The 13,003-nt window shown below is 73.3% G+C and carries 11 protein-coding genes; 10 read left to right on the top strand and 1 reads right to left on the bottom strand.

What is annotated here, in order from left to right; translation table 11 throughout:
* Positions 1 to 4 precede the first annotated feature (4 nt).
* Entirely contained in the window at positions 5 to 1,804 is a 1,800-nt protein-coding gene (locus ACH4TL_RS24660) for a DUF6350 family protein (protein WP_398319450.1), read from the top strand.
* Positions 1,805 to 1,918: 114 nt separating this feature from the next.
* Here ACH4TL_RS24660 and ACH4TL_RS24655 read toward each other — a convergent pair whose 3' ends face one another.
* Entirely contained in the window at positions 1,919 to 2,848 is a 930-nt protein-coding gene (locus ACH4TL_RS24655; protein WP_398319453.1) for a hypothetical protein, read from the bottom strand.
* A 353-nt stretch (positions 2,849 to 3,201) separates the two neighbouring features.
* On the opposite strand from ACH4TL_RS24655, the gene purN reads away from it, so the two are divergent.
* The 9 genes from purN (at position 3,202) to ACH4TL_RS24610 (ending at position 12,929) form a co-directional block, all read left to right on the top strand.
* A complete protein-coding gene (gene purN, locus ACH4TL_RS24650; protein WP_398319456.1) occupies positions 3,202 to 3,849 on the top strand; it encodes a phosphoribosylglycinamide formyltransferase in 648 nt (215 codons plus the stop codon).
* Entirely contained in the window at positions 3,846 to 5,435 is a 1,590-nt protein-coding gene (gene purH / locus ACH4TL_RS24645) for a bifunctional phosphoribosylaminoimidazolecarboxamide formyltransferase/IMP cyclohydrolase (protein WP_398319459.1), read from the top strand. The genes purN and purH overlap by 4 nt, the downstream gene beginning before the upstream one ends.
* A 124-nt stretch (positions 5,436 to 5,559) precedes the next feature.
* Entirely contained in the window at positions 5,560 to 6,447 is an 888-nt protein-coding gene (locus ACH4TL_RS24640) for a bifunctional methylenetetrahydrofolate dehydrogenase/methenyltetrahydrofolate cyclohydrolase (protein WP_398319462.1), read from the top strand.
* Positions 6,437 to 6,994, top strand: coding sequence for a DUF3017 domain-containing protein (locus tag ACH4TL_RS24635; protein ID WP_398319465.1), 558 nt, complete (start codon positions 6,437 to 6,439; stop codon positions 6,992 to 6,994). Before ACH4TL_RS24640 ends, ACH4TL_RS24635 begins: the two co-directional genes overlap by 11 nt.
* Before the next feature lie 424 nt (positions 6,995 to 7,418).
* Complete coding sequence (locus ACH4TL_RS24630) at positions 7,419 to 8,618, top strand: helix-turn-helix domain-containing protein (RefSeq protein WP_398319468.1); 1,200 nt, start codon at positions 7,419 to 7,421, stop codon at positions 8,616 to 8,618.
* Positions 8,619 to 8,856: 238 nt separating this feature from the next.
* Complete coding sequence (locus ACH4TL_RS24625) at positions 8,857 to 9,846, top strand: malate dehydrogenase (protein ID WP_398319472.1); 990 nt, start codon at positions 8,857 to 8,859, stop codon at positions 9,844 to 9,846.
* Positions 9,847 to 10,017: 171 nt separating this feature from the next.
* Positions 10,018 to 11,730 carry a hypothetical protein gene (locus tag ACH4TL_RS24620; RefSeq protein WP_398319475.1) on the top strand — a complete coding sequence of 571 codons (1,713 nt, stop codon included), beginning with the start codon at positions 10,018 to 10,020 and terminating at the stop codon, positions 11,728 to 11,730.
* A complete protein-coding gene (locus tag ACH4TL_RS24615) occupies positions 11,717 to 12,136 on the top strand; it encodes a hypothetical protein (protein ID WP_398319478.1) in 420 nt (139 codons plus the stop codon). Before ACH4TL_RS24620 ends, ACH4TL_RS24615 begins: the two co-directional genes overlap by 14 nt.
* 1 nt (position 12,137) lies before the next feature.
* Complete coding sequence (locus tag ACH4TL_RS24610; protein WP_398319481.1) at positions 12,138 to 12,929, top strand: hypothetical protein; 792 nt, start codon at positions 12,138 to 12,140, stop codon at positions 12,927 to 12,929.
* The last annotated feature ends 74 nt before the right edge of the window (positions 12,930 to 13,003 follow it).

Here is a 13,003-nt window from a genome sequence, read left to right as displayed (position 1 = left end):
GCCCGTGACCCAAACGACCGATCGCAGTCCATCGGTGTCCGCACGCGGCAGCGCCGCGCTCCAGCACCCCTCCGTCGCCAGGGAAGCGTTCCTCGGCGGCGTGGTGGCCGCGGGGCTCGGGCTGGGCACGCTCGCCGTCGTCGTCCTGCTGCTGTGGATCACCTCATCGTCCCCCGACAGCAACCCCGACGGGGCGCTGCACATCGCCGCCGACCTGTGGCTCCTCGGGCACGGCGCCGACCTCGTACGGAGCGAGACGCTGGCCGGGCATCCGGCGCCCGTCGGGCTGAGCCCGCTGCTCATCAGCGTGCTGCCCTGCTGTCTCCTCTACCGCGCCGCGCAGCACGCGGTCTACCAGGGCCAGGCGGAGGAGCTCGACGGGCAGTGGGTGCCCGAGGACTCCGTCGTCGACCCGCGCATCGCCTTCGGCTGGGTGACGGGCGGCTATCTACTCGTCGGCACAGCGGCCACGCTGTACGCCACGGCCGGGCCGCTGCACGTCGACCCGCTCAGCGCGGCGCTGCATCTGCCACTCGTCGCCGCGGCCGTCGCCACCCTCGGCGCCTGGGTGGCCGACGGCCGGTTCCCGGCCCGGCTGCCCGCGCGGGCGCAGGCCGCACTGGGCCGTATCCCCGGCGCCGCGCCGTTCGCGGCGGGCGTCGTGAGGTGCGCGTCGTGGCTGCGCGGAAGCTGGTGCCGACGCCGCCGGCTGCTCGCCGCGTGCCGCGCCGGGGCCAGCGGGCTCCTGGTGCTGCTCGGCAGCGGCACCCTGCTCACGGCGGCCTCGATGCTGAGCCACACCGGATCAGTACAGCTGGCGTTCCTCCAGCTCAGCAACGTATGGCAGGGCCGCTTCGCGGTGCTCCTGATCAGCCTGGCGCTGCTGCCGAACGCCATCGTGTGGGGCGCTGCGTACGGCATCGGCGCCGGATTCGCGGCCGGGGGCGGCAGCCTGGTCGCCCCGCTCGGCGTCACCTCCTACCCCCAGCTGCCGCACTTCCCCCTGGTCTCGGCGCTGCCGGCGGAGGGCCCGCACTGGCCGGTGAACTGGCTGATCGGGGCCCTGGCGGGGGCGTCGGTGGCCTGGCTGACGGCGGTCGCGGCGGCCCGGCGGCCCGGTAAGGGCGCGCCCCGCCCGGCCTGGGGCTGGGGCGAGACCGCGGTGCTGGCGGCGCTCGCCGCGCTCGGCTGCTCGGCGGCTATGGCGCTGCTGGCGGCCCTGTCGGGCGGGCCGCTGGGCGTGGGCGTTCTCGCCGACCTCGGCCCCGACTGGTGGCGCACCGGCACGGCCACGCTCGCCTGGACCGGGTCGATCGCGGTGCCCGGCGCGCTGGTGGTGCGCTGGGTGCGGCTGTACGTCCCCTCGCGGGCGACCTGGGCGGAGTGGAAGGCGGCCCGCGCGGCGAAGGCGCGGGTCCGGGCGGAGACGCGGGCGAAGCAGCGGGCGGCGCACGAGGAGGCGCTGGCCCGGGTGGCGCTGGAGCCGAGGCTGGAACCGGAGGCCGAGCCGATCGACCTGCGGAAGGCCATGGCCGAGCCCTGGTGGCAGTGGCTGAAGCCGAGCCCGCGGAAGGGCGGCAAGCGACCCGGCGGCAAGCGGAAGCGCGAACCGGAGCGCGCCCAGGACCCGGCGACGAGCCCGGGCCTGGCCTCCGGGGTCGGCACCGGCATGGGCGCGGGCACCATGGCCGACCTCATGGGCGGCATGGTGGGCGCGACCGGCCCGATGGGCGTGGTGGGCTCGGTCGACCCGGTGACCCCGCCCCCGCACCGGAAGCCCGATCCCCCGGAGAAGACTCCGTAGGCCGGGCGGCGGGAGCCGCCGTACGAGCCGGGGCGCCGCACCCAGACCGGGGCGGCGCCCCGCGGCGCGTTCCGAGGACCGGTGCCAGACCGGCCGGTGCCAGCCGGACCGGTGCTATTCGCCGGTGCTGAGCAGGGGCCGCAGCTCCTTGGGCAGCTGGGTTTCGCAGGCGTGCCGGGAGGTCTGGGTGAGGGCGTCGTCCACGCAGGTGTAGTAGTCCTTGTAGACGAGCTGGAAGCTGAACGTCGCCGCCACGATGGCGAGCGCGAGCCCGCCCGTCACCAGGCCGCTGATCGCCGCCGTCGACTGCGGCTTCGACGAGCCGGAGCCGGGCGCGGGCAGCCGGGCCGGAGTGGCGCCCGGCGGCGGGGGCGGGGCGTTGAGGGGCGCGTTCGCGGTGCCGTTCGGCGCGGTGGACGTGGCCGTGGCCGTACGGCGCGGCTTGGCCCGGAGCGAGCTGACGCCCCAGTACAGGGCGAGCGCGCCGAGCAGCAGCGCGATCTGCGCCAGGCTGAACAGGGCGAAGAAGAACGCCCACATGCCCGCCAGCAGCGCGTACCGCGCGCGCCGCTGGGCCGGGTCGGTGGGGTCCCAGCCGCGCGGTCCGGCCGGGCCGCTGCCCTGGCCGCCGGGCCCGGGCTGGCGGGTGCCGCCGGGGCCGGTGCCGAAGCCGCCGCTCTGGCGGCCTGGCTGGCGGCTGCTCCACTGGCTGCCCCAGGCCGGGGGCTGCTGCGGCTGGTCACCCTGGGCGCCGGAGCCGCCGTCGCCGTGTGAGCCGCCGCCCTGCGAGCCGCTGCTGGAGGAGCCGTCGCTGCCGTCGCCGCCGTCCTCTGGCCGGTGCCGGGGCTGCCAGGGCTGGTCGGGCCTGCCCTCGGGCGGCGGCGCGAACGGATTGTCCTCGCGCCGGTCCTCGCCGTCGTGCCCCCCGGGACCGCGCTGGTCCCCGGACGAGGCGGAGGAGGACGAGGGGGACGAGGAGGAGGACGACGGTGACTGCTGCTCGCGCAGCAGCGGCGTCGTACGCGACGTGCGGGCGCGCCTCATGGCCGCCCCCCGGTGGCGCTGGGGGTCGGCGTGAGGCGATGAGCCGCGCGGCGGCGTCGGTCCGGCATCTGGAGTGTGTCTTCCCCTTGTGTCGTCGTCCTGCACACCCGGTCCGGGTACGGCTCCTGCCGCACGGTTCGGCGGGGCGGGCGCGACGGTCGTTCCCACGGCATCAGTTGGATTCGCAGTCCAGACGCTACCTCCCGTGCCCGCCCCCGTCCCCCGGGGGCCGCTTCGTGTGCCGGTATCGTTGCTGACGGTCGGCGGCTTCGTAGAGTTCCCCGGAATTCAACGGGCCATGACCTTGTACGACCACACAAACGGCAGCACCGCCCGCGAGAAAGATCCCCGCCGTGGCCTCCCCGCCCCTCCCCGCCCGCCCCGGGTCCCCTGCCCGCCTCGTCGTTCTCGTCTCCGGCTCCGGTACGAACCTCCAGGCGCTCCTCGACGCCATCGCCGACGGCGGCGCCGCGGCCTACGGCGCCCAGGTCGTGGCCGTCGGCGCCGACCGCGGCGACATCGCCGGTCTGGAGCGCGCCGAGCGCGCCGGCATCCCCACCTTCGTGTGCCGCGTCAAGGACTACGCGAGCCGCGCCGAGTGGGACGCGGCGCTGGCGGACCGTACGGCCGCGTACGCGCCGGACCTGGTGGTCTCGGCGGGGTTCATGAAGATCCTGGGCAAGGAGTTCCTGGCCCGCTTCGGCGGCCGGTGTGTCAACACCCACCCGGCCCTGCTGCCCAGCTTTCCCGGCGCCCACGGGGTGCGCGACGCGCTCGCGTACGGCGTGAAGGCGACCGGATGCACCGTCCACTTCGTCGACGACGGGGTCGACACCGGCCCGATCATCGCCCAGGGCGTGGTCGAGGTCCGGGACGAGGACGACGAGTCCGCTCTGCACGAGCGGATCAAGGAAGTCGAGCGCTCGCTGCTCGTCGAGGTCGTGGGGCGTCTGGCCCGTCACGGCTATCGCATTGAGGGACGAAAGGTAAGGATCCCGTGACCGCCGAAGGTACCAAGCGGCCCATCCGCCGCGCGCTGGTCAGCGTGTACGACAAGACGGGTCTGGAGGAGCTGGCCCAAGGGCTGCACGCGGCGGGTGTCCAGCTCGTCTCGACCGGCTCGACGGCCGCGAAGATCGCCGCGGCGGGCGTTCTGGTGACGAAGGTCGAGGAGCTGACCGGCTTCCCGGAGTGTCTGGACGGCCGCGTCAAGACCCTGCACCCGCGCGTCCACGCGGGCATCCTCGCCGACCAGCGGCTCGAGGCGCACCGCGCCCAGCTCGCCGAGCTGGGCGTCGAGCCGTTCGAGCTGGTCGTCGTCAACCTCTACCCGTTCCGCGAGACGGTCGCCTCGGGCGCCTCGCCCGACGAGTGCGTCGAGCAGATCGACATCGGCGGCCCGTCCATGGTCCGCGCCGCCGCCAAGAACCACCCGTCCGTGGCGGTCGTCGTCAACCCGGCCGCCTACGGCGACGTCCTCAAGGCCGCCGCCGACGGCGGGTTCGACCTGGAGCGGCGCAAGCGGCTGGCCGCCGAGGCGTTCCAGCACACCGCGGCGTACGACGTGGCGGTGGCCAACTGGTTCGCCGATGCCCGCGGCGGAGCCGCTGATGGACACAGTGCGGCGGCCGACGAGGGCGACTGGCCGGACTTCACCGGCGCGACCTTCACCCGGCAGCAGGTCCTGCGTTACGGCGAGAACCCGCACCAGCCCGCCGCGCTCTACAGCGACGGCAGCGGCACGGGCCTCGCGCACGCGGAGCAGCTGCACGGCAAGGAGATGTCGTACAACAACTACGTCGACACCGAGGCCGCCCGCCGGGCCGCGTACGACCACACCGACCCGTGCGTCGCGATCATCAAGCACGCCAACCCCTGCGGGATCGCGACCGGCGCGGACGTCGCCGAGGCGCACCGCAAGGCGCACGCGTGCGACTCGCTGTCGGCCTTCGGCGGCGTGATCGCCGTCAACCGTCCGGTGTCGGTCGCCATGGCGGAGCAGGTCGCAGAGATCTTCACCGAGGTCATCGTGGCCCCCGCGTACGAGGACGGCGCGGTCGAGGCGCTGGCCCGCAAGAAGAACATCCGCGTGCTGCGCTGCGCCGATGCCCCCGCGGCGGTCACCGAGCAGCGCCCCATCGAGGGCGGCGTGCTGCTCCAGGCCAAGGACCGGTTCCAGGCCGAGGGCGACGACCCGGCCCACTGGACCCTGGCCAGCGGGGAGGCGCTGGACGCCGACGGCCTCGCCGAGCTGGCCTTCGCCTGGCGCGCCTGCCGCGCGGTCAAGTCCAACGCGATCCTGCTCGCCAAGGACAACGCCACGGTCGGCGTCGGCATGGGCCAGGTCAACCGCGTCGACTCGGCGAAGCTGGCCGTGGCCCGCGCCGGCGAGGAGCGGGCGACCGGTTCGTACGCCGCCTCCGACGCCTTCTTCCCGTTCCCGGACGGCTTCGAGGTGCTGGCCGAGGCGGGCGTCAAGGCCGTGGTGCAGCCGGGTGGCTCGGTCCGCGACGAGCAGGTGGTCGAGGCGGCCCGCAAGGCGGGCGTGACCATGTACTTCACCGGTACGCGGCACTTCTTCCACTGAGCCGCCCCGCGCGACACAACGCAACCGCCAGGCCGCACCCCGCTCAGGGGTGCGGCCTGGCCCCTCCGAGGGTCCGAGGGGCCCTGGGTGGAACCGATGTCCCCGCATCCGGGAGGATGAAGCCATGACCGCCCAGATTCTCGATGGCAAGGCAACCGCCGCCGCGATCAAGTCCGATCTCGTCAGCCGCGTGGAGGCGCTGAAGGCCAAGGGCGTCCATCCCGGCCTCGGAACCCTGCTCGTCGGCGAAGACCCGGGCAGCAAGTGGTACGTCGCGGGCAAGCACCGCGACTGCGCCCAGGTGGGCATCGCGTCCATCCGCCGCGACCTGCCCGACACCGCCACCCAGGAGGAGATCGAGGCGGCGGTCCGCGAGCTGAACGAGGACCCGGCCTGCACGGGCTACATCGTCCAGCTGCCGCTGCCCAAGGGCATCGACACCAACCGGGTGCTGGAGCTGATCGACCCGGCCAAGGACGCCGACGGGCTGCACCCGATGAGCCTCGGCAAGCTGGTGCTCAACGAGACCGCGCCGCTGCCGTGCACCCCGCAGGGCATCATCCAGCTGCTGCGCCACCACGGCGTGGAGATCAACGGCGCGCATGTGGTGGTCGTCGGCCGCGGCATCACCGTGGGCCGTTCGATCGGGCTGCTGCTCACCCGCCGCTCCGAGAACGCGACGGTCACGCTGTGCCACACCGGCACCCGCGACCTGTCCGCGCAGCTGCGCCAGGCCGACATCATCGTGGCGGCCGCCGGGGTGCGGCACCTGGTCAAGGCCGAGGACGTCAAGCCGGGCGCGGCGGTGCTCGACGTGGGCGTCAGCCGAGACGAGGAGGGCAAGATCGCCGGGGATGTGCACCCCGATGTGGCCGAGGTCGCGGCCTGGATCTCGCCGAACCCGGGCGGTGTCGGCCCGATGACGCGCGCCCAGCTGCTGGTCAACGTCGTGGAGGCGGCCGAGCGGGACGCGAAGGCGGCCGCCGACGGCGGTGCCGGTCATGACGGCTGAGGCGAGCGAGGAGCCGCCCGCGGCCGATCAGGCGGCTCAGCAGACGCAGTCGGCGCAGACGGCTCAGGCAGCGGCTGAAGAGCCCGAGGCCAAGGAGCCCGCAGGCGCCAAGGCATCGGCGGGCAAGCCGACGGTCGCGGAGCTGCCCGGGCTGCTGCTCCGCAAGTCCCGTCGCTTCCCGCTGATCACCCGGGACACCGCCCGTCCGCAGGGCGGCGGCCGGGCCGCGCCCGGCAGCGCCCCGGCGACCGCCCGGCAGTGGCCGTTCCTGGCGGTGGTGGGCGGCGTCGCGCTGGGGCTGCTGATCGTCGCGCTGGACGGGTTCCGGCTGGGCACGGCGCTGATCGGGCTGTCCCTGCTGGCCGGTGCGGCGCTGCGGTGGGCGCTGCCGGAGGTGGGGATGCTGGCCGTACGGTCGCGCTTCACCGACCTGGTGACGTACGGCGGGCTCGGCGCGGTGATCGTGCTGCTGTCGCTGATGGTTCAGCCGAACCCCTGGATCAAGCTCCCGTTCCTTCAGGACGTGGTGCACTTCACGGTCCGCTAGTCCGCGCCCTCCGCGCGGTCCGCCAACCGAACGGCGGCCCGTCCTCACCCCCCGCGGGAGGACGGGCCGCCGTTGGCTTGTTCGCGCCCTTCGCGGTTCGGGCGGCGGTCCGCCCTCTCCCCCGAAGAAGGACGGACCGCCTGATGAACAGGGTTGTGTGTCAGCTGTGCGGGATCAATGGACGTTGGGGGCCTGTGGCTCGGAAGTGACAGTTCCGCGACGAGGTATCGGCCGCGCAACGACGAGCGAGGGCGTGGGGAGTGCGCTCCCCGGTCCGAAATGCTCCGATGCGCCCCCACGGGGAGAACTGACATCCTGGGGCAAGGCATCTCTTTGGGTAGTCAGATCGACGCCCGGGAGGCCGCACGGGGGCCGGACCAAGCGGAACCACACCAGGTACGTACGGGGGGACAGGGGGAGGCACATGCCTCGTTGGAGGGACCTGCCGGAGGAACTCGACCCGCAGGTGCGGGAGTTCACCGGGCAGTTACGCGGACTCGTCGACCGCAGCGGTATGAGCGTCGTGGCCATCGCCGACCGCACGGGCTACAGCAAGACCTCCTGGGAGCGTTACCTCGGCGGCAGACTCCTGCCGCCGCAGGGCGCGGTGGAGGCGCTGGCCGAGGCGACGGGCGCGGACGCGGGTCACCTCGGCACCCTGTGGGAGCTGGCGGAGCGGGCGTGGAGCCGCGCCGAAGCGCGACACGACGTCACGATGGAGGCGATCCGGGTCGATCGGGCGCGGGCCGCGCTGGAGGAGTTCGCGCCGCCGCCGGTTGAGAAGAAGAGCGGACGCAAACTGTCGAAGTCCCGCCCGGCCGCCCCCGCCTCCACCTCCGCCTTCCCGACCACCCAGAGCACGCCGCACACGGAGAGCGCCCAGAGCGTCCCAAGCACCCAGAAAATGCCGGGCGTCGAGGTACCAGAACCCGAACACCCGCTGGTGGAGCCCGTTCCGAAGACGTCGTCGCGCGCGTGGCCCACGTTGCCCGTACCGGACGCGACGCCCGCACCGCCCGTGTCGTCCGCGCCTCCCGCACCGCCCATGACATCCGCACTGCCCGTGGTCGACCAGCCGGGCCCGCCGCGCCCCGCCGGGCGGCCCCGGCGCCGTATCGCGCTGTTCGCCGCGGGCGTGGTCGGCACGCTGCTGATCGTGGCCGGTGCCGTGCTGGTGATCGGCCAGGGCGACGACGGCGGGAAGCGGGCCCAGCAGCCGGTCAAGGCCCCCGCCACCACCGCGTCCCGGCTCCCGGCCGGGGTGAAGTGCTCAGGGAACGGCTGCGCGGGCAAGGACCCGGAGGCCATGGGCTGCGGCGGCAAGTACGCCAGGACGACTGCGAACGCGATGGTGGGGACGGCGTACGTCGAGGTCCGTTACAGCAAGGTCTGCGGCGCCGCCTGGGCCCGCATCGCCCAGGCCACCCCCGGCGATTCGGTGCGGGTCGACGCCCCCGCCAAGGGCGGCGGGGCAGCCCGTACCGAGCGCGGCACGGTCGACGCGGACGGCGACGCGTACACCCGGATGGTCACGGCGGACGCCGCCACGCGGACCAGCGCGTGCGCGACCCTCACCGGCGGGCAGCGCGGCTGTACGGGTGAATTTTCAGGCCGGGGGGAATGACCCCGGGGAATCGGGGCATGCGCACGCCGAACCCCCCCCCCACGGGTGCGACACCGGGCGGCCGTCTGTACTCCCCCTCCTGGCAGACGGCCGCCGGTGTGTGTCCGATTGAGCGGCGACGGTGTCCGGTGAGAAGCGACACAGAGACCCGGGGCTGCGGGCGCCTGGGCGTCGGATAGCCTGACGCCGGTATCTCGACACCAAGAGATCTCGGACAAACACAGCGCAGGAGACCGCCATGACCCGCACTCCCGTCAATGTCACCGTCACCGGCGCGGCAGGCCAGATCGGCTACGCGCTGCTCTTCCGCATCGCCTCCGGCCAGCTCCTCGGCCCGGACGTGCCGGTGAAACTGCGCCTTCTGGAGATCCCCCAGGGGCTGAAGGCGGCCGAGGGCACCGCGATGGAGCTGGACGACTGCGCGTTCCCGCTGCTCCGTGGCGTGGACATCTCCGACGACCCGAACGTCGCCTTCGACGGCGCCAACGTCGCGCTGCTGGTCGGCGCCCGCCCCCGCACCAAGGGCATGGAGCGCGGCGACCTGCTGGAGGCCAACGGCGGCATCTTCAAGCCGCAGGGCAAGGCCATCAACGACCACGCGGCGGACGACATCAAGGTCCTGGTCGTGGGCAACCCGGCGAACACCAACGCGCTGATCGCCCAGGCCGCCGCCCCGGACGTACCGGGCGAGCGCTTCACCGCGATGACGCGCCTGGACCACAACCGCGCGCTGTCGCAGCTCGCCCAGAAGACCGGCGTGCAGGTCGGCGAGATCAAGAAGCTCACGATCTGGGGCAACCACTCCGCCACCCAGTACCCGGACGTCTTCCACGCCGAGGTCGCGGGCAAGAACGCCGCCGAGGTCGTCAACGACGAGCAGTGGCTGGCCGACACCTTCATCCCGACCGTCGCCAAGCGCGGCGCCGCGATCATCGAGGCCCGGGGCGCGTCCTCGGCCGCCTCGGCCGCCAACGCCGCCATCGACCACGTCCACACCTGGGTCAACGGCACCGCGGCGGGCGACTGGACCTCCATGGGCATCCCGTCGGACGGCTCGTACGGCGTCCCGGAGGGCCTGATCTCGTCGTTCCCGGTCACCACCAAGGACGGCAAGTACGAGATCGTCCAGGGCCTGGAGATCAACGACTTCTCCCGCACCCGCATCGACGCGTCGGTGAAGGAGCTGGAGGAGGAGCGCGAGGCCGTGCGCGGTCTCGGCCTCATCTGACGCACCCCGCCGCGGACTTCACCCGCGGTCTTTCCCGTGGCCTTTTCACGGACTTCCGAAGGGTCACCCTCCGTTATTCACCCCGGAGGGTGACCCTTCGGCTATTCCCTGTTCTTGCGCCCCGCCTTCTCCTACCGTAAGAGGGGTTGACGCCGGCCTCGGGGGGAGAGCATGGGCTCAGGCAGTCGCAGTGATCACGCAGCCAGCGAGGCCACCAGGCTGCTGTGCGCGGGCGCATATCTGGACGATGACTTCAGGGACGCGGTCGTGGACGAGTTATTGGTCCACGAGGAGCGTGTCGTGGCGCCGTCGCTGGGCGTCGACGCGTCCCGGGTGCTGGCCCACGCGCTGCGCGCCCGCCGCGTGGAGGCGGGCTGGATCCTGCTGTTGATCGCGCTCTGGATGCTCCACGCCCTGCTGGCCAAGGGCTTCTTCGTCATCTTCCTGCTGGCCTGCGGGCTGTTATTGCTGGCCACGTGGGCCAGGGGCGGCGCCTCGGGCCCGTTCGGCGCCGACTATCCGGGCTCCGACGGAATCCCGCCGGCCCGGCGGCGGTTGGCCGCGGTCCTGCGGGTGTTCGGAGTGCTGCTGCTGATGGCCTATGTGGCCTCCGCGCTGGAGCTGGTCTTCGCGGACAACCCGCAGCCGAGCGCGCTGGAGGAGAGCACCGGGCTGTCGGGGCTGGCGACCGGGTCGGGCGCCGGGGCCGCCTGGGCGGCGCTGCTGATCCCCACCGCGATGGCCGCGGCGGTCGCCCTGCACCGCGAGCATGTGGCCCGGGTGCTGTCCACCGACCTCGATCCCCGGGCCTTCGCCGATCCGGCCGACGACCCCGCGGAGCGCTCCGGCAGCGCCCGCTTCCGGCGGGTGCGGGAGCTGATCCGCCGCGAGCAGCACGCGCCGGTGATCCTCTACCACGATCAGCACCCCTTTCTCGGGGCGGGCACCGCGCACGCCACCTGGACGCTCGCGGTCGAGCTGCGGCCGCGCGAGGGCCGTACGGCGGTGCCGCTCGACAACCGGGTGATCCTGGAGCGGATCCGGCCGTTGGTGGAAAACCTGCGCACCCCCTCCGCCCGGACGCCCGCCCGGAATGCCGCGGTGCCACGGCAATCGGTCGAGGTGCGGGACCGGCTGCGCGGTCTGGAGCTGGACGAGTGCGTGTTCGTGAAGGCCACTGGGCTGCGCAGCCGCTCCCTCGCGCCGCACGACGAGGCGCACTTCGAGCGGGAGCGCGCCGAGGCGGTCGAGGAGGGCGGCGAGGTCCGGCGGCACTTCCTGCGCATCCGGGTCGGCGCCTGGCAGGAGGAGGTCGTCACCACCGTCTTCGTCCGGGTGCACACCCAGGGCGGCATGCTGATGGTGGAGTTCGCCCCCCATGTGCTGCGCCCGATCCGCCCGGACTTCCGCGCGATCGACCGGCTCACCGACTCCCACCGCCGCGGCGGGCTGCCCGGCAAGGTGCTGTGGGCGCTGGCCCGGATCCCCACGACCGCGGGCCGGGCGCTGATCCACGGCTTCCGGATGATCGCCTTCTTTGTGCGGATATACACGGGCGCCTACGCCGCGGCCATCCCGGACGGGCCCTGGAAGTCGGTGCGCGAGCTGGGCAGCGACGGCACCGCCTCGCTCTTCCAGGAGATGGACGTCAGCCGCTATCTGAAGAGCGTCGAGGACCGGGTGGCCAACGGGGTGCGGCAGGCGCTGGACGAAGCCGGATGGGAGACCGGCGAGTTCGAGCAAAAGATCATCAACGTGAGCGGTGGCGGCATCTTCATCGAGTCCGCACAGGACAGCGCCATCACCGTCGGCGACAACAACACGGTCAGCAACACCAGAGGCACCAGTGTCAGCGGAGGGGGAGGCGGTCATGGCGACGGCTGAGAGGGATGAGGACAGCGGCGCGGGCACGGCCGGAGGCCACGGCGGGCGGCGGTTCGGGAACATCCGCATCGGCAATGTGCGCGGCGGTGTCGTCGGCATCGGCGACAACAGCCACATCGTGAACGGGCCGCAGGAGGGCACCGGCTGCGACCCGGCGTACGAGGAGCTGCTGCACGCCGTCCAGCAGCTCTCCGCCGATCTGGAGCGGCTGGTGGCCACCCCCGAGGTGAGCGCCCTGTCGGACGAACTGTCCGGCGCCCAGGACGAGATCCAGCGCACCGGCCGCGCCGGGGCGGGCCGCCTCGCCCGGCTCCGGGTGCTGTTGCAGGACGCCGGGGCCGGTATCGGCATGCTGGCGTCGGGTGTCGCCGTCGGCCAGGCGGTCGGCGCACTGCTGGGCGGCTGAGATGAGCGCGCCGAGCGGCGAGCGCGGCCCCCACTGGGACGAGGCCGCGCAGCGCTGGGTGGGGGAGGGTGCCGAGCCGCCCGCCCCGGGCAGACGGCCGCCCAGCCCGCATCGGGGGCCGGTGCTGCTGGTGGTGCTGGCCGTCGTGCTCATCGGCGGCATCGGCGTCGGCACCTGGCATCTGCTGTCGGGCAGTGGCGACGACACGGCGAAGGAGGGCGGCGGCCCGAGCGCGACAGCGTCCGACTGGGCCAGCGGCTCGCCCTCGCCGTCCGAGACCGTGCCGTCGTCGGGGCAGCCGTCCGCGTCGTCGTCGGGTTCGGTCGCCGCGGGCAGCGGGGCACCTGCGGGCTATCAACGCACCGCGGACCCGGAGGGGTTCACGCTGGACGTCCCGTCGGGCTGGCAGCGCGTCAAGCGCGATACGGGGGTCTTCTACGAGTCGTCCGACGCGAGCCGGCTGATCCAGGTCTTCGCCCTGACCAGCCCACAGGTCACCCCGTACGAGGCGCTGAAGCAGGCCGAGACCAGTCTCAAGAAGAACCCCGGCTACAAGCGGTACGGGCTGAAGCGGCTCGGCTCTGGCGACGACGCGGACGCGGAGCTGGAGTACGGCTACCGCAGCGAGAAGTACGGTCCGCGCCGCGTCGTCGACCGTGCCTTCACCGGACCGGACGGAGTGCAGTACGCCGTGCTGGTGGCGGGCCCGTCCGATGAGTGGCCGCACCAAGTGGAGCAACAGCGGGTCGCGTTGAACGCCTTCTGCCCCACCGCGTACTGCCCGGCCGGCTGAGCGTGGCCGAGATTCGCATAGTGGGTACCCATATATCGGCTAACACGGTTAACTCTTCTTATTGGTAGAAGAAT

Origin of the sequence: Streptomyces sp. NPDC021115, from assembly GCF_044333065.1 — a bacterium.
Classification (GTDB): domain Bacteria; phylum Actinomycetota; class Actinomycetes; order Streptomycetales; family Streptomycetaceae; genus Streptomyces.
Note: the sequence above shows the minus strand (reverse complement) of the source record. Positions and strands in the feature narration are given on the sequence as shown.